The 26,028-nt window shown below is 60.5% G+C and carries 24 protein-coding genes and 1 other RNA gene; 23 read left to right on the top strand and 2 right to left on the bottom strand.

Translation table 11 applies throughout. The features are described 5' to 3' along the window. The first annotated feature begins 110 nt into the window (after window positions 1-110). The 6 genes from E1297_RS18280 to E1297_RS49850 all read left to right on the top strand — a co-directional run bounded on the left by E1297_RS18280 (window position 111) and on the right by E1297_RS49850 (window position 4,561). A complete protein-coding gene (locus E1297_RS18280) occupies window positions 111-455 on the top strand; it encodes a helix-turn-helix transcriptional regulator (protein ID WP_155140837.1) in 345 nt (114 codons plus the stop codon). Next, window positions 452-865 (top strand): arsenate reductase (glutaredoxin), encoded by a 414-nt coding sequence (gene arsC, locus E1297_RS18275; RefSeq protein WP_155140835.1) that lies wholly within the window; start codon window positions 452-454, stop codon window positions 863-865. The genes E1297_RS18280 and arsC overlap by 4 nt, the downstream gene beginning before the upstream one ends. Next, the gene (arsH, locus tag E1297_RS18270; RefSeq protein ID WP_244327802.1) at window positions 858-1,643 is read left to right on the top strand and encodes an arsenical resistance protein ArsH; all 786 of its coding nucleotides are present in this window, start codon (window positions 858-860) and stop codon (window positions 1,641-1,643) included. Before arsC ends, arsH begins: the two co-directional genes overlap by 8 nt. Before the next feature lie 217 nt (window positions 1,644-1,860). Then, window positions 1,861-2,553, top strand: coding sequence for a molecular chaperone DjiA (locus tag E1297_RS18265; protein ID WP_155140831.1), 693 nt, complete (start codon window positions 1,861-1,863; stop codon window positions 2,551-2,553). Then, complete coding sequence (locus E1297_RS18260; protein WP_155140829.1) at window positions 2,550-3,314, top strand: N-acetylmuramoyl-L-alanine amidase; 765 nt, start codon at window positions 2,550-2,552, stop codon at window positions 3,312-3,314. The genes E1297_RS18265 and E1297_RS18260 overlap by 4 nt, the downstream gene beginning before the upstream one ends. A 683-nt stretch (window positions 3,315-3,997) precedes the next feature. Continuing rightward, window positions 3,998-4,561, top strand: a complete 564-nt coding sequence (locus tag E1297_RS49850; RefSeq protein ID WP_209015839.1) for a lytic transglycosylase domain-containing protein — start codon at window positions 3,998-4,000, stop codon at window positions 4,559-4,561. Between the two features lie 117 nt (window positions 4,562-4,678). Here the strand turns inward: E1297_RS49850 and E1297_RS18250 are convergent, their stop codons facing one another. Then, window positions 4,679-5,332 (bottom strand): 3-oxoacid CoA-transferase subunit B, encoded by a 654-nt coding sequence (locus tag E1297_RS18250; protein WP_155140847.1) that lies wholly within the window; start codon window positions 5,330-5,332, stop codon window positions 4,679-4,681. Continuing rightward, window positions 5,332-5,985, bottom strand: a complete 654-nt coding sequence (locus tag E1297_RS18245; protein WP_155140827.1) for a CoA transferase subunit A — start codon at window positions 5,983-5,985, stop codon at window positions 5,332-5,334. The genes E1297_RS18250 and E1297_RS18245 overlap by 1 nt, the downstream gene beginning before the upstream one ends. A 200-nt stretch (window positions 5,986-6,185) precedes the next feature. Between E1297_RS18245 and E1297_RS18240 the strand changes: the two genes are divergently transcribed. The 17 genes from E1297_RS18240 to ftsA all read left to right on the top strand — a co-directional run bounded on the left by E1297_RS18240 (window position 6,186) and on the right by ftsA (window position 25,936). Next, entirely contained in the window at window positions 6,186-7,730 is a 1,545-nt protein-coding gene (locus tag E1297_RS18240; RefSeq protein WP_155140825.1) for a class I adenylate-forming enzyme family protein, read from the top strand. Window positions 7,731-7,921: 191 nt separating this feature from the next. Next, window positions 7,922-8,327: RNase P RNA component class A (gene rnpB, locus E1297_RS18235), an RNA gene on the top strand. A 697-nt stretch (window positions 8,328-9,024) separates the two neighbouring features. Beyond that, window positions 9,025-9,495, top strand: coding sequence for a division/cell wall cluster transcriptional repressor MraZ (gene mraZ / locus E1297_RS18230; protein ID WP_155140824.1), 471 nt, complete (start codon window positions 9,025-9,027; stop codon window positions 9,493-9,495). Beyond that, the gene (gene rsmH, locus E1297_RS18225; protein ID WP_155140821.1) at window positions 9,492-10,532 is read left to right on the top strand and encodes a 16S rRNA (cytosine(1402)-N(4))-methyltransferase RsmH; all 1,041 of its coding nucleotides are present in this window, start codon (window positions 9,492-9,494) and stop codon (window positions 10,530-10,532) included. The genes mraZ and rsmH overlap by 4 nt, the downstream gene beginning before the upstream one ends. A gap of 2 nt (window positions 10,533-10,534) precedes the next feature. Further along, the gene (locus tag E1297_RS18220; protein ID WP_155140819.1) at window positions 10,535-10,891 is read left to right on the top strand and encodes a hypothetical protein; all 357 of its coding nucleotides are present in this window, start codon (window positions 10,535-10,537) and stop codon (window positions 10,889-10,891) included. A gap of 10 nt (window positions 10,892-10,901) precedes the next feature. Continuing rightward, entirely contained in the window at window positions 10,902-12,614 is a 1,713-nt protein-coding gene (locus E1297_RS18215) for a penicillin-binding protein 2 (RefSeq protein ID WP_155140817.1), read from the top strand. Window positions 12,615-12,707: 93 nt separating this feature from the next. Beyond that, entirely contained in the window at window positions 12,708-14,177 is a 1,470-nt protein-coding gene (locus E1297_RS18210) for a UDP-N-acetylmuramoyl-L-alanyl-D-glutamate--2,6-diaminopimelate ligase (protein ID WP_155140815.1), read from the top strand. After that, on the top strand, window positions 14,174-15,604 hold the full coding sequence (locus tag E1297_RS18205; protein WP_155140814.1) for a UDP-N-acetylmuramoylalanyl-D-glutamyl-2,6-diaminopimelate--D-alanyl-D-alanine ligase: 1,431 nt from the start codon (window positions 14,174-14,176) through the stop codon (window positions 15,602-15,604). Before E1297_RS18210 ends, E1297_RS18205 begins: the two co-directional genes overlap by 4 nt. A gap of 10 nt (window positions 15,605-15,614) precedes the next feature. Then, a complete protein-coding gene (mraY, locus tag E1297_RS18200) occupies window positions 15,615-16,700 on the top strand; it encodes a phospho-N-acetylmuramoyl-pentapeptide-transferase (protein WP_155140812.1) in 1,086 nt (361 codons plus the stop codon). Window positions 16,701-16,706: 6 nt separating this feature from the next. Beyond that, window positions 16,707-18,113, top strand: coding sequence for a UDP-N-acetylmuramoyl-L-alanine--D-glutamate ligase (gene murD, locus E1297_RS18195; protein ID WP_155140810.1), 1,407 nt, complete (start codon window positions 16,707-16,709; stop codon window positions 18,111-18,113). Continuing rightward, the gene (ftsW, locus tag E1297_RS18190; RefSeq protein ID WP_155140808.1) at window positions 18,113-19,270 is read left to right on the top strand and encodes a putative lipid II flippase FtsW; all 1,158 of its coding nucleotides are present in this window, start codon (window positions 18,113-18,115) and stop codon (window positions 19,268-19,270) included. The genes murD and ftsW overlap by 1 nt, the downstream gene beginning before the upstream one ends. A gap of 17 nt (window positions 19,271-19,287) precedes the next feature. Further along, the gene (gene murG / locus E1297_RS18185; protein ID WP_155140805.1) at window positions 19,288-20,406 is read left to right on the top strand and encodes an undecaprenyldiphospho-muramoylpentapeptide beta-N-acetylglucosaminyltransferase; all 1,119 of its coding nucleotides are present in this window, start codon (window positions 19,288-19,290) and stop codon (window positions 20,404-20,406) included. Then, window positions 20,403-21,818: a UDP-N-acetylmuramate--L-alanine ligase gene (gene murC / locus E1297_RS18180; RefSeq protein ID WP_155140803.1), complete on the top strand. Its 1,416-nt coding sequence runs from the start codon at window positions 20,403-20,405 to the stop codon at window positions 21,816-21,818. Before murG ends, murC begins: the two co-directional genes overlap by 4 nt. Continuing rightward, entirely contained in the window at window positions 21,815-22,786 is a 972-nt protein-coding gene (murB, locus tag E1297_RS18175; protein ID WP_368669607.1) for a UDP-N-acetylmuramate dehydrogenase, read from the top strand. The genes murC and murB overlap by 4 nt, the downstream gene beginning before the upstream one ends. Continuing rightward, the gene (locus tag E1297_RS18170; protein ID WP_155140802.1) at window positions 22,786-23,715 is read left to right on the top strand and encodes a D-alanine--D-alanine ligase; all 930 of its coding nucleotides are present in this window, start codon (window positions 22,786-22,788) and stop codon (window positions 23,713-23,715) included. Before murB ends, E1297_RS18170 begins: the two co-directional genes overlap by 1 nt. Further along, the gene (locus tag E1297_RS18165) at window positions 23,703-24,617 is read left to right on the top strand and encodes a cell division protein FtsQ/DivIB (protein ID WP_155140800.1); all 915 of its coding nucleotides are present in this window, start codon (window positions 23,703-23,705) and stop codon (window positions 24,615-24,617) included. The genes E1297_RS18170 and E1297_RS18165 overlap by 13 nt, the downstream gene beginning before the upstream one ends. Then, window positions 24,614-25,936, top strand: a complete 1,323-nt coding sequence (gene ftsA / locus E1297_RS18160) for a cell division protein FtsA (RefSeq protein WP_155140798.1) — start codon at window positions 24,614-24,616, stop codon at window positions 25,934-25,936. The genes E1297_RS18165 and ftsA overlap by 4 nt, the downstream gene beginning before the upstream one ends. The last annotated feature ends 92 nt before the right edge of the window (window positions 25,937-26,028 follow it).

Raw genomic sequence — 26,028 nt, 5'->3', positions numbered from 1 at the left:
AGCTGCACAGACCAGCAATATGCAGAGGTCACTGCCATGATTTGTGGCTTGCAAATCCGGATGAATATCGCCATGTTCTGATTATCCAAATATTCTTGTAGTATCGAATTATGAGAGACGAAGACGCAATCGGCAGGCTGGCAGCCCTTGCCCATCAGGATCGCCTGGCGACGTTCCGGCTCTTGGTCAAGGCCGGGCCGGAAGGGTTGCCGTCGGGGCGGATTGCGGAGAAGTTGACAATCCCGCCAACCCGCATGTCGTTTCACCTTGCCGCGCTGGAGCGGGCAGGTCTTTTGACGACGCGGCGCGACGGGCGGCGCATTGTCTATGCCGTGGCCTACGGCGAAATGCGGAACTTGCTGGAGTTTCTGACGGAGGACTGTTGCGGCGGTCACCCGGAGATTTGCTCCACACCGGGCCGGATGGTGCCCAGAAACAGGACGGAGCGAACATGAGCATCACAATCTATCACAATCCCAACTGCGGGACTTCCCGCAATACGCTGGCGATGATCCGGCAATCCGGCGAGGAGCCGGAGGTGATCGAATATCTGAAAACGCCTCCGAGCCGCGAAAGGCTGGTTGAACTGATCGGACACATGCAGATCCCGGTGCGCGATCTGCTACGCCGCAAGGGGACGCCCTATGACGATCTCGGTCTGGACGATCCGAAATGGAGTGATGACGAGCTGATCGATTTCATGATGTCCTATCCGATCCTGATCAACCGGCCGATCGTGGTGAGTGCAAAGGGCGTTCGCCTGTGCCGCCCGTCCGAACAGGTGCTCGATCTCCTCGATACCGGCATCGGCGCGTTCACCAAGGAAGATGGGGAAGTGGTCAATACCGGAGGCGGTCATGCCTGACATGATTACCCTCCCCGGCGACCTGCCGAACATCGATCCTGAAGCGTTGAAACCGATTGATCCGGAGAGGCTTGTCTTGTCGGGCGCGCCCACGCATGCGCCGAGGGTGCTCCTGCTGTACGGATCCTTGCGCGAGCGGTCCTACAGCCGGTTTTTGGCAGAAGAGGCGGAACGGCTGTTGCGCTGGTTCGGGGCGGAAACCCGGATCTTCAACCCGTCCGGCCTGCCCTTGCCCGACGATGCCGATCCGGATCATCCGAAGGTGCGTGAACTGAGGGAGCTGGCCGAGTGGTCCGAGGCACAGGTCTGGTCGTCTCCGGAACGCCATGGCGCCATGACTGGCGTCATGAAGGCGCAAATCGACTGGATCCCGCTCAGCATGGGGGCGGTGCGGCCGACGCAAGGCAAGACGCTTGCGCTGCTGCAGGTCTCCGGCGGTTCACAATCGTTCAACGCGCTGAACCAGATGCGGGTCCTCGGGCGCTGGATGCGGATGTTAACGATCCCGAATCAGTCATCGGTGCCCAAAGCGTTTCTGGAATTCGACGACAATGGCCGCATGAAACCGTCGGCACTCTATAACCGGGTTGTCGACGTGATGGAGGAGTTGTTGAAGATCACCTACCTTGTCCGTGGCCGCGAGGACTATCTGGTCGAACGCTATTCGGAGCGGGTGGAAACCGCCGAGCAGCTGTCGAAGCGCGTGAACCAGCACAAGATTGAAGAACCGGTGCTGCCTCAAGCCGGTAGTGGCTGCTGCGGTGGCCGCACCTCCTGACGGGTAGCTTGCTCCCGGCTGGCCGCTTGAACGTTTTTGGCGGCCTGGGCGTCATTTCCGGAAATACGCTTGGAAAGGCACGCACAATATTTTCAACACCCTGCCTTCATCTGCGGCCGGTTATCATTGCGGAGGGCGCATAGGTAGCGTAGTCCGCAAGGACACGGTAGACAGGGTGTCGTGCTTGCGGCGGGAAAAAGGTGGTCGGGGTAGGAAGTTGAGCGTTTGGAACAATCTTGGCGCGATTGTGAGTGCCATCGGGTCCAGTGGTGCGCAGGTTGTCGACCGGCTTGTCCAGCTGGTTCTGGCACGGCCGGAAGGTACCCGCAGTGTCGGTTTTACGGTTGCCATGATTGCCCTGTCCGCGAAAATGGCGAAGGCGGACGGGATCGTCACCAATGATGAGATCATCGCCTTCCGCGACCTGTTCGATGTCCCGCCCGGTGAGGAGCGCAATGTCGCGCGGCTGTTCAATCTGGCACAACAGGATGTCGCCGGCTTTGATGTCTATGCCAAGAAACTCGCCGACCTGTTTCCCTATGATCGGAAGACACTTCTCGACATTCTCGATGGCCTGTTCCACATCGCCAAGGCCGATGGCGTCGTGCATGAAAGCGAAGTGGCCTACCTGGCCAAGGTGGCCGAGGTGTTCGGCCTCGATCACCGCGAGTTCAATCGTGTCCTTGCCAGCCACACGCGTGAGCATGGTGATCCCTACATCGTTCTGGGGATCGGTGCGGATGCGAGCGATAGCGAACTGAAGGCCCAGTACCGGAAGGAAGTTCAGGAAACGCACCCGGACCGGATGATTGCCCGCGGTGTACCGGAAGAGTTTGTCCGCATTGCCAATGACCGCCTTGCGGCGTTGAACGCGGCCTGGGCGCAGATCGCTGCGGAGCGTGGCCTATGAGTGTCCGGACCGATACGGGTGTTGCCGCAAGGGTTCATCCATCACCGAACCACGGTGCGCGCGCGGCCGGTGTGCCAATCGATACGCTTGTGTTGCACTACACCGGCATGAAGAGTGCCGAAGACGCGCTCCGGCGCATGTGTGACCCTGCTTCGGAGGTCTCCGCCCATTATCTGGTCTACGAGGATGGCCGGATCGATCAGCTGGTCCCCGAAAGCCGAAGGGCCTGGCATGCCGGAAAGAGCTGCTGGAAGGGCGAACGGGACATAAACTCCCGCTCCATCGGCGTGGAGATCGTGAACCCCGGCCATGACGGGGGATGCCCCGATTATCCGGGGGCTCAGATCGAAGCGGTGATCGGCCTCTGCCTTGATATCTGCGCCCGCCATGCGATCTCGCCCTGGCGCGTGCTCGCCCATTCCGACATCGCGCCGGATCGTAAAGCGGATCCCGGTGAAAAATTTCCGTGGGACCGATTGGCTCAGGCCGGGGTCGGGCTCCACGTGACACCGGGAGATGCCGGCGGTGGCATACTCATGCAGGAAGGCGAGGCCGGGCAGCCCGTCGAAGCCGTTCAGTCGATGCTGGCGCTTTATGGTTATGACGTCGGCGTAACCGGGCAGTTCGATCGCCGCACCGTTTTGGCCGTAACCGCTTTCCAGCGTCATTTCCGGCCGGCCCGGGTCGATGGCATTGTCGATCAGCCGACCGTCGAAACGCTTTATGCGCTGTTGTCGAAGCTGCCGTCTCTCGAAACATAGACCAATGCTGCCACATGCCTGTCGGAGAAGCTATGGCGACGGGCGGTGGCTCTCTGCGGCAGCGTTGCCCGTTGCCCAAAACGTGGTGGTTGAAGCTCGTGCTTGAAGTGTTCGGAATCTATTCCCAGCCTTTTGACCATACATAATTCTTACAATATTAAATATGACGTAGCGTAGGGGTGTTGGAGCGTCCATTTCGGCGACACGGTTACGCCGCGTATCTGTCCAACTCTCTTTGCCTTGATCCAGAGACTATCAAGCTGCAGCCGCAATTTGTCATGACCCCGTCATGGTTTTGTCTATTTCTGCCGATTCCGTAGGGTTTGTGTGCCAATTCGAAGCATTTATTGACTCCAAATGAAATATTTCGTGACCGGGGCGGGCCGGAATTTTGTCTCAGTGTGCCGTCATTCCTCCCGCCGATTTTGAGTATACCAACAACAACAAACAAGGCTCACTGAATGCTTCAGTCCAGGAAGACCGTCAGCGGTGCAGTTTTTGCGCTGGCTTTCGCAATGACGTTTTCAGCGCAAGCGAGCGCAGCGACCGATGGATCGGATCGCGTGATGCCGGACCCGATCAAGATCAACCGGTCCGGGACGGAAACCTCTTCAGACAAGAACGCCAAGCAGGGTGGCTTGAAGATCCTGAATGCCCATCGCGGCCAAGGTGCGCCGCTGGTGATGGTCAACAGCGGGAAAACAAGCGACGAGAAGGCAACCGCCGAAAAGACCAAGAAGACACCAGCCAAAGCTGCAAGCAAGACTGCATCAAAAACAACCAAATCGTCTTCCTCGCCGAAGGCCAAGAAGGTCGCAAAGTCGTCCAAGAATTCCAAGAGTTCACGGGCTGCAGCCGGGGACAAACAGGGCCTCGAAGCCTTTGAGAAGATGATCAAGAAGGCTGCTGGCAAGCATGGCGTTCCGCTTCACATCGCCAAGGCCGTGGTTGAGGTGGAAAGCAACTTCAATCCGCGTGCACGCGGCAGTGCCGGTGAAGTCGGGCTTATGCAAATCAAGCCAGCCACCGCACGTGGTCTTGGATATAGCGGGTCTGTCAGCGCTCTTTATGATCCGGAAACCAATCTCGAATGGGGCATGAAGTATCTGGCCGGCGCACACGAACGGGCCGACGGAGATCTCTGCGGCACAATCCTGCGCTACAATGCGGGTCACTATGCCAAACGCATGAACCCGGTCAGCAGGCGGTACTGCCAAAAGGTCCAGCAGATTCTGGCAGCGCTTTAATCGGCACAAAACGAGATCGAGTACGGGGTACCGGGTTTCCTACCAACACCGCCCGTATTGATAAAAAGGCCTGAGCCGGTCTGGTGCAGGCCTTTTTCGTTGTTCGCGCGGTTGGTATTAGTTCAGGCGCATTTGCGGGACATCGCCATGGACAATCAGATTTGTCCCTGTCGCCGCAATCACGTCATCAACGGTGCAACCAGGACCATGCTCTTTCAGAACGAGGCCGTTTTCGGTCGGTTCGATAACCGCCATTTCGGTGACGATCAGGCTGACTCTGCGGGCAGCTGTGAGTGGCAGTGTGCATTCCGGGACGATCTTGTGCGCCCCCTTGGCGGTGTGCACCATGGAAACGATGACCTTCTTGGCACCCGATACCAGATCCATGGCGCCGCCCATGCCCGGGACCATCTTGCCCGGGATCATCCAGTTGGCCAGATAACCGCGCGCATCGACTTGCAAACCGCCCAAAACGGTCATGTCCAGATGCCCGCCACGGATCAGCCCGAAACTCATGGCGCTGTCGATTGAGGCAGCACCCGGCACTGCGGTCACGAAGCCGCCGCCTGCATCCGTCAGGTCCGGGTCTTCCATTCCCTCCGGCGGACGCGCGCCCAGACCAATGACGCCGTTTTCGGCCTGAAAGAAGACGTGGACTTTCTCGGGAAGATAGTTGGCCACCATGCTCGGCAAGCCGATGCCGAGATTGACCAGCATGCCTTCGCGGATTTCCTGCGCCACGCGCCGGGCGATGATTTCCTTGGCATCCATCACGCAGCCCTTTCCAAAAGATGGTCGACCAGAACACCGGGGGTCTTGACGGCATCGGGCGAGATCACGCCAACCGGCACGATTGTCTGGGGTTCGGCAATCACGGTTTCCGCCGCCAGCGCCATGATCGGATTGAAGTTGTGTGCGGTCAGCGAATATTCGAGGTTCCCGACATAGTCGGCCTGACGCGCGGCGATCAGGGCGAAGTCGCCGTGGACCGGTTTTTCGAGGAGATAGGCCTTGCCGTCGATCTCGATCTTGTCCTTGCCGTCTTCTACCGGTGTTCCGATCCCGGTGGCGGTCAAAATACCGCCGAGGCCGACGCCTGCCGCCCTGATCCGCTCGACAAGGGTGCCTTGAGGCACCAGTTCGACCTCGATCTCTCCGGCAATCATCTTTTTCTGGGTCTCGGGGTTAAGGCCGATATGTGACGCGATGACCCGGCTGACGGCATCTGCCGTAATCAGCTTGCCAATTCCCTTTCCGGGCAAGGCGGTATCATTGGCAACGACAGTCAAGTCTCTTGTGCCGCGCGCGACAATCGCATCGATTAGCCGGTGGGGCGTGCCAACGCCCATGAAGCCGCCAATCAGCAGAACCGATCCGTCCGGAATGAGTTCAGCAGCCTCTTCCGGCTTTACCGCGTGTTTCATCAATCATTTCTCCCGTGTGCGGGCCAAAAAGATGACCAAACATTAACGGGCGTCCGCTTGCGAAATAAAGTGAAGATTGTGCAACGCAGTAGTTCAACGGATGGGGAAGGGGGATTTCAAATCAAGCAACAGCTTTGCAACGAGACCGGAATAAGCTCCATTGAAAGGACACTGAATCGGTTGGTGAGGAGGGTGCTAGAATGAATGTAGCTGTGTGGCTGGAGCGTGCGGCGCGCCTGTTTCCGGAACGCCCGGCCCTGTTTCACGGTACAAGGCAAATTGCGAGCTACCGGACCTTTCACGAAAGGGTGTGCCGGCTGGCGGGAGGATTGAATGCCCTTCACGGGATCGGTCCGGGAGACCGGGTGGCCGTGTTCATGGCCAATGATACGGAATATCTCCCTCTTCTGTTTGCCATTTGGCAGCTTGGGGCCGTTGTTGTGCCAACAAATTACAAGCTGCATTCGCGCGAGGCCGGGTTCATTCTTGAGAATTCCGGCGCAAGGGTGGTGTTTTGCGATCAAGCACGCGCTGCGGACTTGAGGGGCGGGCCTCATTTGCCGGAGGCGTGCACGTGCATCGTTTCCTCTGATGGCGAGTTGGAGCAACTCCTTGCCCAGGGCGCAACGGAACATGTGTCGAGCCGTCTGCGGGACGACATTGCCTGGCTGTTCTATACGTCCGGTACAACAGGCCGTCCCAAAGGTGTCCAGATCACCCACGGGAATCTTCAGGCCATGACGCTGACCTATTTTGCCGATGTGGACGAAGTGTATGCCGAAGATGTTGCGCTTTATGCCGCGCCGATGTCGCACGGCGCAGGGATTTACAACTTCATGCATATTCTGCGCGGTGCCGGGCATTGCATACCGGAAAGCGGCAGCTTCGAACCGTCGGAAATTTTGAACTTGGCCAAGTCTTTCGGGAGTGTTCACCTGTTCGCGGCTCCGACCATGGTCCACCGTCTGGTTGCTCATGCAAAGGCGGCAGGTTCCACGGGCGAGGGGTTGCGCACCATCGTATATGCCGGGGGGCCGATGTATCTGGCTGACATTATCGAGGCTGTCGAGGTCATGGGACCACGCTTTGTCCAGGTCTACGGGCAGGGGGAGTGCCCGATGTCGATCACCGCGCTGCCACGATCAATGGTCGCAGACCGGTCACATCCCAGGTGGCGGGACAGGCTGGCATCGGTGGGTACAGCCGTTTCCTGTAGCGAGGTGATGGTGCTGGACACAGACCTCCAGCCCTGTGCGCCCGGAGAGACAGGCGAGATTGCCGTGCGGGGAGCAGCTGTCATGCGGGGCTACTGGGACAACCCGGAGGCCACCGCCAGGACCATTCGCGGCGGCTGGCTTCTGACCGGTGATGTCGGCCACATGGACACGGACGGTTTTGTGACGCTTACCGATCGTTCCCGGGATGTGATCATTTCCGGCGGCACCAACATTTATCCGCGCGAAGTCGAGGAGGTCCTGCTGGAGCTCGATGAAGTGGACGAGGTGTCAGTGATCGGGCGTGGCCATCCCGAATGGGGCGAGGAAGTGGTCGCTTGTATCGTTTTTCAGGCGGAGGCGTCGGTGAGCATTGAGGCGCTGGACAGCCATTGCCTGAATTCCATGGCACGCTTCAAGCGGCCGAAAGCCTATCATGTGTTGGAGGCCTTGCCGAAAAATGCCTATGGCAAGGTACTCAAAACGGAACTGCGGAAACGTTTCGGGGGCCGGAATGAAAAGGGGGCGTGAAGGCGTTGCAGCCGTGATCATCGCAGGCGTTCCCGGGACCCTTCATATTCTTGCGGGACGGTGGCGGCCGGACAGCGTATGGAGCTCGGTATCGGGTGCATCGAGCGCTCTTCCGTTCAGGGGGCGGAGCGCATGTTCCGAAATCCGGCCGGTGCTTGACCGGACACGCAAAGCCTCGTAAGTGACGCGCACCAGTCGGCCGGACAGCCGCTGCCGCAAGTGCCGAAAGGCCGCGGGGGAGGAAAGTCCGGGCTCCATGGAAACACGGTGCCGGGTAACGCCCGGCGAGGGTGACCTTAGGGAAAGTGCCACAGAAAGCAAACCGCCCCGGATCAGTCCGGGGTAAGGGTGAAAGGGTGGGGTAAGAGCCCACCGCGCGGACGGCAACGGACGCGGCATGGTAAACCCCACCGGGAGCAAGACCGAATAGGGACAGCGCGGGTCCGCATGCAAGTGCGGCTCAGGCCAGTTTCCGGGCCAGCTGTCCGGGTGGGTTGCGCGAGGCGTCTGGCAACAGGCGTCCCAGATGAATGGCTGTCACGTCTGTGGTTTCGGCCACAGGCCATACCGAACCCGGCTTACAGGCCGACTGGTTTTCAATCCTCACAATCCATCGCAACGCGGGGTGGACACCTCTCGGCCGGGAACAGCCGTTCGATTGTAGCAGCGGACACACTCCTTGGAGGGTCCGAGCCTTGGCCAGCCTCATGGGTTTGGGTGGGCCGAAATACGGTACGCCACATCGTGCAGCGGCCTTATTTTGGGTCGGGCGGAGACGAACCGCTCAGGTTCGGCAAAATGCGTGACCTCCGGCGGTATTTTTTGACCTTCCGGTTCAATTTTTCACAAGTTTAAGCATTTTGTTAACCATGGTCTTCCGCGCGCGGCCAATAGCCGGTTTGGGCAGCGGGCAGGGCGGATCCGGTCTCGAATTTCCGCATTTTCGAAACATCAAACGCTTGGTTTTGCGGCAATTGCCAGTGGTGATGTTGCCGAGCCCGTTTCTGTCTGCCTGTCAAGGAAAGATTAACGCTGGCCGGATCATCTTGCATGGGGGGCTGAAACGGGCCTCTAGTGGGGCGTGAAACCATGAATCTCCATGAGATTCCATTGACGCCCATGAAATTACCATGAATAATCCAGGCGAACCCAGAACGGGGATCGGTGGTCCATGTTTGTCCGGACCATGTGGGCTTGGGGAAGTCAGTTTTTTGTTTTTGGCCCGGTACGTGGCCGCTTTCTCGTTCTTTTAGTTATGGGCTGGGGTGGGCTAAGGCCTGCTTTGTGAGGATTGATGGCGGGCTTTGTTTCGCATTTTACCAACCGGCTGGATGCCAAGGGACGCGTGTCTGTCCCGGCGTCTTTCCGTTCGGTATTGGCGAAGGACGGCTACGAAGGGCTCTACTGCAGTCCGTCCGCTCACTGCCCGGCCATTGATGCAGGTGGAAACGCGTTGCTTGAAGAGCACGAAAAGCAGCTGGAAGCCTTTCGCCGCCTGTCGCCGGATCACGATGCCTTGGCCATGTCACTTTTCGGTGTCAGCGAGCACCTCAAGATCGACGGCGATGGCCGGATCAATCTGTCCGACATGATCCGCGAACACGCCGGATTGAGCGATCAGGTTACCTTTGCGGGCCTGGGCTACAAGTTCCAGATCTGGGAACCGGAAAAGTTTCGCGAGCATCGCGCAGAGGCCCAAAAGCGCGCGCTCGCAATGTTGTCGGGGCAGATCGCCCCGGCTTCCCTGCCAGGAGGCTCGGCATGATGGCGGTCGGCGACAACGGGGATCTCCCCGGCGCTGGCGGACCAGTCCGCCACGTGCCGGTCCTCCTCCGGCAGGTTCTTCAGCATCTCGCCCCTCAGCCCGGTGAAGTGTTTGTTGACGGCACCTTCGGAGCAGGCGGCTATTCACGCGCACTTCTGGAGCGCGGTGCCAAGGTGGTTGGTGTCGACCGGGATCCGGATGCGATTGCGGGCGGACAGGAGCTGGTGTGCGAGAGTGCCGGGAACCTGATCCTTGTGCCGGGACAGTTTGCAGATCTAGAAGCCCATGCCCGCCAGTCAGGTTTTGATGGCGTGGATGGTGTGGTGCTCGATCTGGGCGTGTCCTCCATGCAGCTCGACGAGGCCGAACGGGGGTTTTCCTTCCTGCGGGACGGTCCTCTGGACATGCGCATGGAGCAGGCGGGGCCGAGCGCGGCAGATGTCGTCAACCAGATGAAGGTGAACGACCTGATCCGGGTCATCGCGCTTCTGGGGGAAGAAAAACGGGCCACCACCGTTGCTCATGCGATCGACCGGGCGCGCCAGGAAAAGCCGTTTGCCCGGACGGCGGAACTGGCAGGCCTGATCGAAAAGGTGCTTGGCCGCTCGCCCAAAAAGGCGCAGATCCACCCGGCCACCCGGACGTTCCAGGCCCTGCGGATCTATGTGAACGGCGAACTGCATCAGGCGGCGCGGGCATTGGCAGGGGCCGAGCGGATCTTGAAGCCGGGCGGTCGTCTCGTGCTGGTCAGCTTTCACTCTCTGGAAGACCGGATCGTCAAGCGGTTTCTGGCAGACCGGACAAAAACCCGCGGTGGCGGGTCCCGCCACATGCCGGAAGAGGATGTTCCGCCGCCCACGTTCGAATCTCTTACCCGCAAGGCCGTAGAGGCGGATGAAGACGAGACCGGCCTCAATCCGCGCGCACGTTCCGCGCGCCTGCGCGCAGGCCGCAGGACAGACGCACCTGCGCGCGAACTCGACATTCATGCCGCAGGCGTTCCGCGTCTGGCGGAATTCCATGGGTTGGGAGGCTGACCATGGTGCGCTATCTCAACATCCTTTTCGTTGCAGCGGTCGTCATCGGAGCGGCAACGGTCTACGACATGAAGCTTGCAGCGAAAAAATCCGCTGCGCGGGTGGCCGAGCTTCAGCGCGAGATCAAGGCTGAAGAGGAATCGATCCAGCATCTGAAAGCCGAATGGAGCCTGCTGAACCAGCCGGACCGGCTGCAGCAGCTCGTCGGCCGCTACAACGACTATCTCCAGCTTCAACCGGTTGACGTTCGGCAGATCGTCACCGCGGAGGAATTGCCTGCCCGGCCGGTCATGCTTGAGCCGATCGGCAAGCCCGACACGATGGGCGGTTATGCAGGTTCCAACCAGGTGATCAGGTGAGGGCGGCATCATGGCACTGGCACACGAACCCACATCCTTCCTGCAGGTCCGAAAAGTGAGGCCGCGGCCGGTCCACAGTTCGGTATCTGCAAGCGCGGTCAAATCACGGGTTTATGTCGCGATGGCGGCCTTCGCCATGGTCTATATAGCGATTGCCGGACGTCTCGTTGTTCTGGCGGAAATGGAGGAGGCTCCTTCTTCTGCGCTGATGTCGGCGCAGGATTCGGTCAGCGCGGCCCGGCCTGATCTGATCGACCGCAATGGCGAAATCCTTGCAACCGACATCAAGACCGCCTCCATTTATGCCGAGCCGCGCCGGGTTCTGGACGTGGATGAGGCCGTGGACGGACTGATGCGGGTTCTGCCCGATCTTGATGAGGCCAAGGTCAGGCGGCGTCTGGAGAGCCGGGCGGGTTTCATCTGGCTAAAGCGGGAGGCATCACCTTTCGAGGCGGACCAGGTCCATAATCTCGGCCTTCCGGGCATCAGCTACCTTTATGAAACCCAGCGGTTTTATCCCGGCGGCCCGACCGCCGGGCACATCGTCGGATCGGTCAATGTCGACAACCAGGGCCTGACAGGGATTGAAAAATACATCGACAGGGCATGGCTGTCGGATCTGCAGCAACTCGGGTTCACCGCAGGCCGGACCATGGAGCCGGTCAGGCTGGCCATGGATCTGCGCGTGCAGCATGTTGTGCGGGACGAACTGGTCAAGGCGCTTGAGCGGTATCAGGCAATTGCTGCGGTCGGAATCGTGCTGGATGTGAGGACCGGCGAGGTTGTCGCCATGTCGTCCTTGCCGGACTACGATCCGAACGACCGAGCGCAGGCGCTTGAAAAGGACCGCATGAACCGGGCAACCGGCGGTGTTTATGAAATGGGCTCGGTCTTCAAGGCTTTCACCACGGCAATGGCGCTTGATTCGGGCAAAGTCTCCGTGCAGGACAGTTTCGATGCGACCCGTCCAATTCGTGCGGGCGGGCGGACTATTTCCGATTTCCACGGGAAAAACCGGATCCTTTCGGTCCCTGAAATTTTTATCTATTCCTCGAATATCGGTACCGCAAAAATGATGCTGTCGGCAGGGATCGACAAGCAGCAGGAGTTCCTCGGGCGTCTTGGCCTGACGTCGCGTCTTCAAACGGAACTGCCGGAAAATGCATCTCCGCTGTTGCCACCGAAATGGAATGAACTTGCGGCCATGACCATCTCCTTTGGGCACGGCCTTTCGGTGACGCCGATGCAGACTGCGGTTGCCGCTGCCGCTCTTGTGAACGGTGGGAGGCTGTTGCCGCCGACCTTCCTCCCGCGGACAGAGGATGAGGCTAACGCGCTCGGCAAACAGGTCATTTCGCCGGATGTCAGCAAGGTGATGCGGTATCTGTTCCGCTTGAATGTGCTGTCGGGGTCCGGGCGCCGTTCCAAGGTTTCTGGCTATACGGTCGGCGGTAAGACGGGCACGGCCGAGAAGATTGAAAACGGAAAATATGTTCGTAACAAGCGGCGCAATTCGTTCCTGTCTGCCTTCCCGATGGACGATCCGCGTTATGTGGTTCTGACCGTGATTGACGAACCGAAGCCGGTTCCGCCATCGCGCTCTGCAACTGCCGGACTTAACGCCGGGCCAGTGGCGGCATCCATTATCCGGCGCATTGCGCCGATGCTGGGCGTTATGCCGCGCTACGGAGAGGGCTCGGAACCGATCGAAATATCATATTAGACTGGCACAACGGGCCGGGCGGGGTCGCAGCCGTTTTCCCCGGTCCGAAGATGCCGAACGCAAGACGACGCACGAACCGGATGACCATATGACATGTTGCTTCACCATGTTGCTGGTGGGTTAAACCTGCCTGAGGGCGCAGACGCCCTTGATATTACCGGCATGACCGCTGATAGCCGCGCGGTGAAGCCGGGTTTTTTGTTTGCAGCCCTCAAGGGTGCCAAAGCGGATGGCGCGGCTTTTGCCGGCAAGGCGGTGGCTGCCGGAGCTGCGGCCGTGCTTGCCTCGGGCGAAACTGCGGCGCGGCTTCGCGCCGAGTTGCCCGGCGGAACGGTTGTTCTGGAGGCCGATGATCCGCGCCGGGCGCTGGCCTTGATGGCGGCCCGGTTTTACGGACGCCAGCCAAAGGTGATGGTCGCTGTGACCGGAACCAGCGGCAAGACCTCCGTTGCCGACTTTGTCCGTCAGATTTTCCAGGCAGCGGGCCATTCTTCCGCCAGCATCGGTACGCTTGGAACCGTTACTGCAGACGGGCAGAGCTATGGCGGTCTGACAACTCCGGACCCTGTCGCGCTACAGGCCGAGCTGGCACGTCTGGAAGAAGTCGGCATCACCCATGCCGCCATGGAAGCCTCCAGCCACGGTCTGGACCAGCATCGCCTGGACGGCGTGCGGCTGGTGGCTGCGGGATTTACCAATCTGGGCCGCGACCACATGGACTACCATCCGACCGTCGAGGATTACCTCGAGGCCAAGATGAAGCTGTTTCGCGGTCTTTTGCCCGAGGGGGGCGTTGCGGTCTACGACCCGGGTGAAAAATACACCGGCCGGATCGCAGATATCGCGAAAGAGCGCGGGTTGAGGACATTCACCGTTGGCGAAACCGGGCAGGACCTGCGGCTGGTCGGGTTGAAAACCGATGGGGCGAGCCAGATCCTCACGATTGCCGCGGCGCGCGGGGAATACACCGTTTCCTTGCCGCTTTTGGGCCGGTTTCAGGTGTCGAATGCGCTCGTTGCAGCCGGTCTGGCAATTGCGGCCGGTGTCAACACCGGAACGGCCTTGCGCGCATTGGAAAGCCTGAAAGGTGCGCCCGGGCGGCTGGAATTCGTTGGCCGGAAGGCAAACGGCGGACTGGCCGTGGTCGACTATGCCCACAAACCCGACGCGCTCGACAATGTCCTTGCAGCATTGCGTCCCTTTGCCAAGGGCAAATTGAGCGTCATCGTCGGTGCTGGCGGCGACCGGGACCCGGGCAAGCGGCTGCTGATGGGCGAGATTGCGGCAAAGCGGGCTGATCTGGTTATCGTGACCGATGACAACCCGCGTTCGGAAGACCCGGCCACAATCCGCAAGGCGGTTCTGGCCGGGGCGCCGGAGGCACTTGAGATAGGAGACCGCGCCGAGGCCATCCGGGAAGGGGTCCGGCGTCTCGGGCCTGATGATATTCTTTGTGTGGCAGGCAAGGGTCATGAAACCGGCCAGATTGTGAAAGACACGGTCCTTCCATTTTCCGATCATGAAGCGGTCGCACAGGCCCTGGCAGGGGAGGGACAAGAATGAGCGCGCCACTATGGACGCTAGAGGATCTGGCAAAGGCCGCCGAAGGCGAGATTTCCGGTGCGGCCAGCGCCAGGGTCACAGGAATTTCGATCGACAGCCGCACACTCGAACCCGGTGACGCCTTTGTCGCCATCCGGGGAGACCGGTTTGATGGCCACGACTTCGTCGAGGCCGCACTTGCACGGGACGCGGCGGTTTGCATCATTGCGCGCCACCGCCAGCCGGATTTGCCGGAAGACGGACGCTATCTGCTGGTGGACGATCCGCTCGAGGCGCTTCGGCGCATCGGGATTGCTGCCCGGGCCCGGACCAGCGCCCGGATCGTTGCCGTCACGGGCTCGGTCGGCAAGACAGGAACCAAGGAAGCGCTGAGGCTTTGCCTTGAGCGCTCGGGCAAGACCCATGCGTCGGTCGCGTCTTTCAACAATCACTGGGGTGTGCCGCTGACGCTTGCCCGGATGCCTGCCGATACCGAGTATGGTGTCTTTGAAATCGGCATGAACCACGCAGGCGAAATCACGCCGCTGGTCAAAATGGTGCGTCCGCATGTGGCGATCATCACGACCGTTCAGGCCGTGCATCTTGAGTTCTTCGAATCGGTTGAAAAGATCGCGCGGGCGAAGGCTGAAATCTTTGACGGGCTGGAGCCGGACGGCGTTGCAATTCTCAACCGGGACAACGAGCAATACGATCTCTTGATGTTCCTGGCGACCGCTGCCGGTGTCCGCAATGTCAAGATGTTCGGCGAAAGCAGTGCGGCGAATTCTTTTGTCGAGAAGGTGACCCGCCAGCCGGGCAATTCCAGTGTTCAGGCATCGATTTTGGGGCAGGAGATCACCTACAAGATTGGGGCGGCGGGGCAGCATCATGTGCGCAACAGTCTGGCGGTTCTGACGGCCGTGGTCGAACTTGGCGCCGATCTGGCTCTGGCCGGACTGGCACTGGCCGACATGCACCCGCCGAAGGGACGCGGCGAAGTCAGCCGGTTGCGGGTCCAAAGCGGCACGTTTTCGCTGATCGACGAGAGCTACAACGCCAATCCGGCCAGTATGCGCGCAGCCCTGGCGGTTCTCGGTGAAACACCTGTCACACGCCCGGGGCGCCGGGTAGCGGTGCTCGGCGACATGCGTGAGTTGGGCATCGAGTCCGATGACCTGCATGGCGGGTTGCTGGAACCGACCGAAGCGGCCGGTCTTGATGCGGTCTATTGCGTCGGCCAGCACATGCACCGCCTGTGGGAGCGGCTGCCGGGACATCTCCGGGGTGCTTATGCGGAAAGCTCGGACAAGCTCAAAGACAGATTGCTTGAAGACGTCCGCCCGGGCGACGTGATCATGATAAAGGGCTCGCTGGGCACGCGCATGGGGCCGCTCGTTGAGGCCCTGAAGAAGGAATATCCGCCGGTAGACGAAACCGAAGCGGCGTGAGGATTGTTGAATGTTTTATTTTCTAGGCGAATTTGCCGATCAAGTCTCTGCCCTGAACGTGTTTCGTTACATCACGTTCCGGACCGGCGGAGCGATCATGACGGCGCTGATATTCGTCTTCCTGTTCGGACCGAAGATCATTGCGAGCCTGAGGTTGCGGCAGGGGCATGGCCAGCCGATCCGGGCCGATGGCCCGGAAGGTCACCTGCTGACAAAAAAGGGCACGCCCACAATGGGGGGGCTGATGATCCTTTCCGGGGCGCTGGTCGCCGCGCTGCTTTGGGCGGATTTGTCGAACCCTTATGTCTGGATCGTGATCGGCGTGACGCTGGGCTTTGGCCTGATCGGCTTCTACGACGACTATCTCAAGGTCACAAAGTCCACGCACAAGGGATTTAGCGGCAAGGCGCGGCTTGCGCTGGAATTCCTGATCGCAGCTCTTGCTGCCTATGCGGTGACCGTGCTCGACAATCCGCCGTTTTCGACTTCGATCGCATTTCCGTTCCTGAAGGACCTGACCTTCAATCTCGGTATTTTCTTCATTCCCTTTGCGGCCTTTGTGATGGTTGGTGCCGGCAATGCGGTCAATCTGACCGACGGACTGGACGGTTTGGCCATTGTGCCCGTGATGATCGCTTGCGCATCCTTCGGCCTGATCGCCTATCTGTCCGGCAATGCGGTTTTCTCCGAATATCTCCAGATCCATCATGTCCGCGGCACCGGCGAACTGGCGGTCATTGCGGGCGCCGTGATCGGGGCAGGGCTCGGGTTCTTGTGGTTCAACGCGCCGCCGGCGGCGATCTTCATGGGGGACACCGGCTCGCTTGCCCTTGGCGGCATGATCGGCGCGATTGCCGTTGCGACCAAGCACGAGATCGTGCTGGCGATCATCGGCGGCCTGTTCGTGCTGGAAGCGGTCTCCGTGATCGTTCAGGTGCTCTCGTTCAAGCTGACCGGAAAGCGGGTTTTCCGCATGGCGCCTATCCATCATCATTTCGAGTATCAGGGCTGGACGGAATCCCAGGTCGTGATCCGCTTCTGGATCATTGCCGTGGTGCTTGCCCTGATCGGACTGGCAACCCTGAAGCTGAGGTAAGGCGCGATGATCCCGATTACCTCCTTCAAGGACCGGCATGTGGCGCTCTTCGGGCTCGGAGGCTCCGGGTTGTCGACCGCGCGTGCCCTCGTTGCCGGGGGCTGCCGTGTCACGTGCTGGGATGACAGCGCGGAGCGGGTTAAGGCGGCGGCTGCCGAGGGTCTGCAAACGGCTGACCTGGAGAGCGCGGATTGGAGCGCGTTTTCATCTCTTGTCCTCGCCCCTGGTGTGCCGTTGACGCATCCCGTACCACACTGGACGGTCGACAAGGCCCGTGAAGCGGCGATCGAGGTGATTGGTGATGTGGAGCTGTTTTGCCGGGAACGCCGCCATGTCTGCCCGGATGCTCCGCTGATTGCGATTACCGGCACAAACGGCAAGTCGACGACAACAGCCCTGATTGCCCATCTTCTGAAGGTGCTCGGATACGACACCCAGATGGGTGGCAATATAGGGGTGCCGGTTCTGGATCTGGAGCCGCCGGTCCTGTCGCGCTACTACGTGGTTGAATGTTCCTCCTATCAGATCGATCTCGCCCCGACACTGGATGCGACGGTCGGCATTCACATGAACCTGTCTCCGGATCATCTCGACCGGCACGGTTCGCTGGAAAACTACGCCTCCATCAAGGAACGCCTGGTGGCTGGTGCCAAGCTCGCGGTTGTCGGTGTCGATGACCGCCTGTCGGCGGTCATGGCCGACCGGCTGGAACTGTCGCGCAAACCGGTGGTGCGGATCGCTGGTGAACGGGAATTGCCCGAGGGTGTGTATGCCCGGCAAGGGGAGCTGTTCGAAGCCGCCGACGGAGCCCAGACGCCGGTCGTGTCTCTGGCCGGAATCAACAGCCTTCGCGGTGATCACAATGGCCAGAATGCAGCGGCTGCCTATTCGGCGCTGCGAGCCCTGAACATTCCCGCGGACCACATCGCGGAAGCATTCAAGAGCTTTCCGGGATTGCATCACCGGATGGAAGTGGTCGCCCGGCATGGCCGGGTCCTGTACATCAACGACTCGAAGGCGACCAACGCGGATGCGACCGCCCGGGCGCTGTCCAGTTTCGACCGGATTTACTGGATTGCCGGAGGCCGCGCCAAGGATGGCGGGATCCGGGATCTGGAACAGTATTTCCCGCAAGTTGCCCGGGCCTATCTGATCGGCGAGGCAGCAGAAGACTTTTCCAGGGTCGTGTCCAACCACCGAGTCCCCTTCACAATGTGCGGCACGATCGACAAGGCGGTCGAGGCCGCAAGCCGCGATGTTGCAACGGACGGGGCTGCGGAAATCGCGGTGTTGTTGTCACCGGCCTGCGCATCGTTTGACCAGTTTCCGAATTTTGAAGAGCGCGGCGACGCCTTTGTCAGGGCAGTCCGGGCGCTTGAGGACATCGAGCGAGCAAACGAGGAGGTTGCCTGATGGTCAGCCGCGCCGATCGAAGCCGATTTGCCGAATGGCTCTGGACAGTGGATCACTATCTGCTGGCCGCTTTTGTGCTTCTGATGGTTGGCGGCGTGGTCTTGTCCTTCGCAGCGAGCCCGCCGGTGGCGGAACGTATCGGCGTTGACACCTTTTTCTTCGTCAAGCGGCAGGCGGTTTTCCTGATCCCGGCAATTGCAATCATGCTGGCCGGATCCTTGATGACACCGCGGCTCGTGCGCCGGGTTGCACTGGTCATATTCGTTGTCTCCGTCCTGTTGATGATGGCGACACTGTTCGTGGGGTTCGAGGCCAAGGGCGCCCGGCGCTGGATCTACATTGCCGGATTTTCCCTGCAGCCCTCGGAGTTTCTCAAACCGGCATTCGTGGTTCTTATTGCCTTTCTTCTGTCGGAAAGCGGCCGCCGCAGGGAAGTGCCAGGCGCCATTCTGGCAGTGCTTCTGTTTGCGATCTGTGCGGCACTGTTGATCGCCCAGCCTGATTTCGGGCAGACGCTTTTGCTCGGTGCCGTTTGGGCAGGCCTGTTTTTCCTGAATGGTCTGTCCTGGTTCCTGATTGCCGGGCTGGGGGTTGTCGGGGTTGCCGGGTTGTTCTCGGCCTATCTGTTCCTTCCCCACGTGACCAATCGCGTGAACAGGTTTCTGGATCCGGGTTCCGGCGACACCTATCAGGTTGATACCGCGATGGAGTCGTTTCTGTCCGGCGGCTGGTTTGGCCGCGGACCGGGCGAGGGAACCGTCAAGCGCATCCTGCCTGACAGCCATACGGATTTTATCTTCGCGGTTGTCGGGGAGGAGTTCGGTGTCGTTGTCTGCCTGATTGTTGTGGCGGTGTTTGCGTTCATCGTCATTCGAGGGCTGAACCATGCCAGCAAGGATCAGGATGCCTTCAGCCGGTTGGCGACCGCCGGCCTCGTGGTGGTCTTCGGGCTTCAGGCAACCATCAATTTGAGCGTCAATCTCAATCTCATTCCGCCCAAGGGCATGACGCTGCCCTTCATTTCCTATGGCGGGTCCTCTCTTTTGTCCTCAGCCATGACCGCAGGCGCGCTTCTGGCGTTGACCCGTAAACGCCCCCGCCCGAAACGCGCCGATACGGTCACCGTCAGCCGGTTGTCGCCATCCAGCCTCATGTGAGGAGCAAACGGATTACTATGAAAAAGAAAGTTCTTCTGACCGCCGGTGGAACAGGTGGTCATCTGTTTCCGGCACAGGCGCTGGCCGGTGAACTGGTCAGGCGCGGCTGGGTCGTGGAGCTGGCAACGGACGAGCGGGCTGACAAATACGGGGCCAGCTTTCCCGCAAGCGCGACACATATCATTTCGTCGGCCACCATCCGGGGCAAAAACCCGGTTGCCCTTGCCCGGACAGCCCTGAAGCTCGCACGCGGTTATTTTCAGGCGCGCAAGGTCCTGAATGGGTTCCATCCCGATGTGGTCGTCGGCTTTGGCGGGTATCCGACCTTTCCGCCGATGTATGCCGCCAAGGCCGCCCGTATTCCGACTGTGTTGCATGAAGCCAATGGTGTCATGGGCCGGGCCAACAAGCTGCTTGCCAAGGGCGCGACTGCCATTGCGACCTCGATGTCCATGGAAAATATCGACAGAGACCTTCTGGACAAGATGGTTGAAACCGGCAATCCGGTGCGCGAGGCAGTGATTGCCGCCTCCGGTCGACCCTATGCGCCATCTGAGGATGGCGGGCCGTTGCACCTGCTTGTTTTCGGCGGCTCGCAAGGCGCGCGGGTGTTTTCCAACATCCTGCCGGATGCCCTTAAGATTTTGCCGGAGCCGGACCGGAAGCGCATCAGGCTTGTCCAGCAATGCCGGCCGGAAGATCTCGAGCGGGTCGAGCGCGCCTGCAAGGAGCTCGGGATCGCTGCCGAACTCGGCAGTTTTTTCGCCGACATGCCCGAACGGATTGCCGCGTCTCATCTGGTGATCTGCCGGTCCGGTGCGTCCTCGGTCTGTGAGCTGGCCGTGCTCGGCCGCCCGTCGATCCTGGTCCCCCTGCCGGGTGCAATCGACCAGGACCAGGCTGCCAATGCCCGTCTTCTGGAAAAGGCGGGAGGTGCCTGGCCGATCCGGGAGGTTGACCTGACACCGGAGCGTCTGGCGAAGGAACTGCAAAGGTTTTTGAATGCGCCGGAGATGCTCGCCACAGCCGCCGCGCGTGCCCTTGAAGCGGGCAAGCCGGATGCCGTTGTGCAGCTGGCAGATCTGGTTGAACGAATTGCCGGGAAAACGGCAAAAGATGAAGGAGATGGCGCATGAAGATGCCAGGGGATATCGGCCCGGTTCATTTTGTGGGGATCGGCGGCATAGGCATGAGCGGCATTGCCGAGGTGCTGAAAACCCTTGGCTATCAGGTGCAAGGGTCGGACATGGCGGAGAACGCCAATGTGAAGCGCCTGCGTGACAACGGCATTGCGGTATCGATCGGTCATGCTGCTGAAAATCTCGGCGATGCCGAAGTACTGGTGGTGTCTTCGGCAATCCGGAAGGACAATCCGGAACTCGTCGCGGCCCGTGAAAAGCTGATCCCGGTGGTACGCCGGGCGGAAATGCTGGCCGAGTTGATGCGCTTCAAGCAGGCGATTGCGATTGGCGGCACCCATGGCAAGACCACCACGACCTCGATGGTTGCAGCCCTGCTTGATGCCGGGCGGCAGGATCCGACCGTGATCAATGGCGGTATCATCAATGCCTATGGCACCAATGCCCGCATGGGCGGGGGCGACTGGATGGTGGTCGAGGCGGACGAGAGCGACGGTACCTTCGTCAAGCTGCCGGCCGATATTGCGGTGGTGACGAACATCGATCCCGAGCATCTGGATCACTATGGCGATTTTGCCGGGGTGCGCGCGGCCTTCCGCCAGTTTGTCGAGAATGTGCCATTCTACGGCTTTGCGGTCATGTGCCTCGATCATCCGGAAGTGCAGACCATGATCGGCAACATAGAGGACCGGCGCATCGTGACCTACGGCAGCAATCCGCAGTCGGATGTGCGTTTCATGAATGTATCGATGGATGCGGGCCGGTCGACATTCTCCGTTTCGATCCGTGACCGGCGCAGCGGATCGGCGATCGAGTTGCCGGATCTGGTCCTGCCGATGCCGGGCATCCACAACGTGTCCAACATGACGGCGGCAATTGCGGTCGCGCATGAATTGGGCGTGACCCCTGAGGACATCCGAAAGGGCGTCGAAAGTTTCGGCGGTGTGAAACGGCGCTTTACCCATACCGGGAGCGCCGGTGGCATCAACATCTTCGACGATTACGGCCACCACCCGGTCGAGATCAAGGCGGTGCTGAATGCCGCGCGCGAATCGACCAGAGGCAAGGTCATTGCCGTGGTGCAGCCCCATCGCTACAGCCGCCTCGCCAGCCTGTTCGATGATTTCTCGAACTGCTTCAACGATGCCGATCAGGTGATTGTCGTGCCGGTCTTTGCGGCCGGAGAACAGCCGATTGAAGGTGCCAGCCACGCGGATCTCGTGTCCGGCCTGAAACAGCGCGGACACCGTTCCGCGCTTGCCATCGAAACGCCCGGGGAGCTGGCAGCGCTTATCGCGTCAACCGCCCGCTCCGGCGACATGGTGATTTGTCTTGGAGCGGGCAACATCACGCAGTGGGCCTATGCGCTGCCGGATGAACTCGCCGCAGAGCTCGGAGACAAGGCGTGAGCTTTCCGGACCTTCTCGACCTCTATCCTGATCTGGCCGAAGGCGTTCGTGGCAAGCTGACGGCAAACCAGCCACTTTCCGCAGTGACCTGGTTCCGCACCGGCGGCCCTGCGCAACTGATGTTTCAGCCGGCCGACGAACAGGATCTGGCGCTGTTCCTGCAAAAATTGCCGGCAGACGTACCGGTCTTGCCCGTGGGGCTCGGGTCCAACCTTTTGATCCGCGATGGCGGGTTGCCCGGTGTGGTAATCCGTCTGAGCGCCAAAGGCTTTGGCCACATCGAACAGATCGGAGACAACCGCATTCGGGCCGGTGCGGCAGTCCCGGACAAGCGGCTCGCCGAGGCGGCTGCCAGGGATGGTCTGGGCGGTTTCGCGTTTTACACCGGTATCCCGGGTGCGCTTGGCGGGGCACTGCGCATGAATGCCGGTGCCCATGGCACCGAAACCCGCGAGCGCATGGTCGAACTGGTTGCGCTTGACCGGGCCGGGCAACGCCATGTCCTGACCAATGCCGAAATGGGGTATGCGTATCGCCAGTCTTCCGCATCCAGAGACCTGATCTTTACCGGGGCCGTCTTCGAAGGTGTTCCCGCCAGCCCGGAAGACATCCGCGAGGAAATGGCGGCGGTCGTTGCACATCGCGAAAAGGCGCAACCGATCCGGGAGAAGACGGGAGGCTCGACGTTCAAGAACCCGGAAGGAAACTCCGCCTGGAAGCTGGTGGACGCAGCCGGGTGCCGCGGCTTGACCATCGGCGGCGCGCAAATGTCCGAGCTGCATTGCAATTTCATGATCAATACCGGATCAGCCACCGGGCATGATCTCGAATTGCTTGGGGAAACCGTTCGCATGCGCGTGCTCCAGGCAACCGGGGTACCGCTTGAATGGGAGATCAAGCGTCTTGGGGCGTTTGGGCCGGAAGGGGCAATCGAGCCGTTTTTGGGACAGTACGGGGAAGCAGTTTGATGGCGCAGAAGAAGCACGTTGCCGTGCTCATGGGCGGATGGGTGAGCGAGCGGCCGGTGAGCCTGTCGAGCGGCCGGGAATGCGCAACAGCCCTGGAAGCGGCGGGCTACAAGGTCACCCGGATCGATGTCGACCGCAACATTACCGGAGAGCTGAAACGCCTTAAGCCCGATGTTGTCTTCAATGCGCTTCACGGGCCGTTTGGCGAGGACGGCTGTGTTCAGGGCATCCTTGAAGTGATGAATATCCCGTACACCCATTCTGGCGTGATGGGATCGGCGCTGGCCATGAACAAGGTGAAGGCCAAGGCGGTGATGGCGGCTGCCGGAATTCCGGTGACCGACCATGTGGTCGTTAACCGATTCGACATGACCCGCGAACACCCGATGAAGCCGCCATATGTAATCAAACCGATAAACGAGGGGTCCAGTTTCGGGGTTCTCATCGTTAACGAAGACAATACCTTTCCGCCTCAGGAGCTGACCCGCGAAGATTGGCCGTATCCCGACGTTTTGATGTGCGAAAAGTTCATTCGCGGGCGGGAGCTGACCTGCGCTGTCATGGGCGACAGGGTCTTTGGTGTCATCGACATTGTGCCAAAAGGGCACAGTTTTTACGATTACGACGCCAAATATCTGGAAGGGGGGTCAAAACACATCCTTCCTGCAAAAATTTCACCCTTTGTTTACCAAGAAATACAGACACTGTCGCTAAAGGCGCATCAGGCTCTTGGGTGCCGTGGGGTATCCCGGGCCGACTTCCGATTCGACGAGCGCGAAGACGGGACCGGCGAGCTGATCTGCCTTGAAGTCAACACCCAACCGGGGATGACGCCGACTTCTTTGGTGCCGGAAATGGCGGCGCACGAAGGGATCAGCTTTCAGGACCTGGTGAGCTGGATGGTAGAGGACGCGAGTTGCTGTCGTTAAGGCGCAAAAAGAGGTGGTCGGACCTGAACGCCGTGGAAGCCGGGCTGGCTCCACAGGGGCGCGGCGTCCCCCGTTTGCACCGGCAGCCGGTCTGGCGCGCGGCTGGCCGGCTTAACGATTTGCCGCGTTGGAGCGGCAGCGCTGCCGCACTCGGCTTTCTTGCCCTGACAATTTCCTACGGTATCGTTCTCGGCGGCTATGGCCGCGAAGTGTCCGACGCCCTGTTGAGCGCCTCCGGCTTCGGCGTGGAAACCGTCAAGATTTCCGGCCAGCGCGAAACCAACGACTTCCAGATCCTTGAAGCCCTTGAAATCCACCAGGGCGGCTCGCTCGCTCTTTTTGATGCGGAAGGGGCACGCAAACGGCTGACCGATCTCGCCTGGGTCGAATCGGCCTCGGTGATGAAGCTTTATCCGGGTACGCTCAAGGTGAACCTGGAAGAGCGGATGCCTTTTGCGCTGTGGCAGCGCGGTGATGTGGTGTCCATCATCAACGAGGACGGCGACGTCATTACGGATGATGTTGACGGACGCTACGCCAATCTTCTTCTTGTGGTGAACCACGGCGCACAAAGGCGCGCGGGTGAAATCATCAAGGCGCTTGACAAGTTTCCGGAGTTGCGGCCCCGGGTCCGCGCGGCCTTCCTGGTCAGTGGCCGCCGTTGGGATCTGATGCTGGAAAACGGCATCACCGTCCGATTGCCCGAAGACAAGGTGGTCACAGCACTTGCGGATCTAGTCGACATGGACGCGGAAAACGGGCTTCTCACCCGTGACATCGTTGCCGTCGACCTGAGGCTGGGCGACCGGGTCGTTGTGCGGCTTTCAGAGGATGCGGCCAAACAGCGCCACGATCCGAAAGGCCGCAGAGAACGCCTGGTCAAGCTGGAGCGCCGCACATGAAACGTTCCGGGTCCATTCTGTATTTGCCGCGCATGCGCCCGCTCCCCGGGCGCCGGGCCGTCGTCATGTCGGTCCTCGACGTCGGCTCGACCAAGATCTGCTGCCTGATTGCAAAGCTGACACCGCGCGATGACGGCGCTGTGATGCCGGGCCGGTCTCATGCCATCGAGGTTCTCGGATACGGTTACCAGCGCTCGCAGGGGATCAAGTCCGGTGTCGTGATTGACATGGATGCGGCCGAGCATGCCATTCGTCTGGCGGTGGATTCGGCTGAACGCATGGCAGGGTTGACGGTCGAGTCTCTGATCACGAATGTAAGTTGCGGGCGTCTCAAGAGCGAGATTTTCAGCGCCTCTGTCCCGCTTGCAGGCGATCATGTCAGCGAAGCCGATATTCAACGTGTTCTGGCTGCCGGCGGGTCTCATTCCCTGACCGACGGCCGTGCCGTCACCCATGCGCTTCCGATTTCCTACTCCCTTGACGGCAATCGCGGCATTCGCGACCCGCGCGGCATGATGGGTGTCAAACTTGGCGTCGACATGCAGGTGGTGACCGCCGAGGTGCCGCCGGTTCGCAATCTGGAACTCTGCATCAATCGTGGCCACCTGCATGTGGAAACGTTGGTGGCCACGCCTTTCGCCAGCGGGTTGTCGACGCTCGTGAGCGACGAAACCGAGCTCGGGGTGGCCTGTATCGACATGGGCGGCGGGACGACGACGCTGTCGGTTTTTGTCGAAGGGCACATGGTACATCTGGACGCCATTGCCGTTGGCGGCCACCATGTCACGATGGACATCGCCCGCGCCTTTGCCACCCGCATGCAGGACGCCGAGCGTCTGAAAACCCTTCATGGATCGCCCTTGGCCAGCAGCGCAGATGACCGTGACATCCTCACGGTGCCGCCGCTGGAAAGCGATAGCGATCTGCCGATTCAAATCCCCCGTTCGGCGCTGACACGTGTCATCCGCCCGAGGGTGGAGGAAATTCTCGAACTCGTACGCGACCGTTTGACGGCCTCCGGCTTTGCCGGGCGGGTTGGCAAGCAGATCGTGCTGACCGGCGGTGCCAGTCAGCTCACGGGCTTGAGTGAAGTTGCGCGCCGCGTCCTTGGCCGCAACGTCCGTCTTGGCCGGCCCTTAGGCGTCGCCGGTCTCCCGGAGGCAGCAAAGGGTCCGGCATTCGCTGCGGCCGTCGGTCTCCTCATCTACCCGCAGGTCGCCCAGATCGAGCAGTTCGAACACAAGAGCCGCAGATCCGGATGGGGTGGACAATCTGGCTATCTGGCCCGCGTGGGCCAATGGATCAGGGAGAGCTTTTGACCATGAGCGAAGGACAGGATCTGCCGGAAACGGTTGACGAGATTAGGGAAGAGAACGGGTCCCGGATATCCGGGGCTGAAGTGGGTCGCGAG

The sequence above is a fragment of the Roseibium sp. RKSG952 genome (genome assembly GCF_009711355.1).
This window is presented reverse-complemented; position numbering and strand designations above follow the sequence as displayed.

Coding starts and splice junctions, on each gene's coding strand:
- rsmH (WP_155140821.1), top strand. CDS start 9,492: ATGATGGCGGTCGGCGACAACGGGGATCTCCCCGGCGCTGGCGGACCA.
- mraZ (WP_155140824.1), top strand. CDS start 9,025: ATGGCGGGCTTTGTTTCGCATTTTACCAACCGGCTGGATGCCAAGGGA.
- E1297_RS18215 (WP_155140817.1), top strand. CDS start 10,902: ATGGCACTGGCACACGAACCCACATCCTTCCTGCAGGTCCGAAAAGTG.
- murG (WP_155140805.1), top strand. CDS start 19,288: ATGAAAAAGAAAGTTCTTCTGACCGCCGGTGGAACAGGTGGTCATCTG.
- E1297_RS18205 (WP_155140814.1), top strand. CDS start 14,174: ATGAGCGCGCCACTATGGACGCTAGAGGATCTGGCAAAGGCCGCCGAA.
- E1297_RS49850 (WP_209015839.1), top strand. CDS start 3,998: ATGGTCAACAGCGGGAAAACAAGCGACGAGAAGGCAACCGCCGAAAAG.
- mraY (WP_155140812.1), top strand. CDS start 15,615: ATGTTTTATTTTCTAGGCGAATTTGCCGATCAAGTCTCTGCCCTGAAC.
- arsH (WP_244327802.1), top strand. CDS start 858: ATGCCTGACATGATTACCCTCCCCGGCGACCTGCCGAACATCGATCCT.
- E1297_RS18240 (WP_155140825.1), top strand. CDS start 6,186: ATGAATGTAGCTGTGTGGCTGGAGCGTGCGGCGCGCCTGTTTCCGGAA.
- E1297_RS18260 (WP_155140829.1), top strand. CDS start 2,550: ATGAGTGTCCGGACCGATACGGGTGTTGCCGCAAGGGTTCATCCATCA.
- E1297_RS18220 (WP_155140819.1), top strand. CDS start 10,535: ATGGTGCGCTATCTCAACATCCTTTTCGTTGCAGCGGTCGTCATCGGA.
- E1297_RS18250 (WP_155140847.1), bottom strand. CDS start 5,332: ATGGATGCCAAGGAAATCATCGCCCGGCGCGTGGCGCAGGAAATCCGC.
- E1297_RS18170 (WP_155140802.1), top strand. CDS start 22,786: ATGGCGCAGAAGAAGCACGTTGCCGTGCTCATGGGCGGATGGGTGAGC.
- E1297_RS18280 (WP_155140837.1), top strand. CDS start 111: ATGAGAGACGAAGACGCAATCGGCAGGCTGGCAGCCCTTGCCCATCAG.
- E1297_RS18210 (WP_155140815.1), top strand. CDS start 12,708: ATGTTGCTTCACCATGTTGCTGGTGGGTTAAACCTGCCTGAGGGCGCA.
- ftsW (WP_155140808.1), top strand. CDS start 18,113: ATGGTCAGCCGCGCCGATCGAAGCCGATTTGCCGAATGGCTCTGGACA.
- arsC (WP_155140835.1), top strand. CDS start 452: ATGAGCATCACAATCTATCACAATCCCAACTGCGGGACTTCCCGCAAT.
- ftsA (WP_155140798.1), top strand. CDS start 24,614: ATGAAACGTTCCGGGTCCATTCTGTATTTGCCGCGCATGCGCCCGCTC.
- murC (WP_155140803.1), top strand. CDS start 20,403: ATGAAGATGCCAGGGGATATCGGCCCGGTTCATTTTGTGGGGATCGGC.
- E1297_RS18245 (WP_155140827.1), bottom strand. CDS start 5,985: ATGAAACACGCGGTAAAGCCGGAAGAGGCTGCTGAACTCATTCCGGAC.
- murD (WP_155140810.1), top strand. CDS start 16,707: ATGATCCCGATTACCTCCTTCAAGGACCGGCATGTGGCGCTCTTCGGG.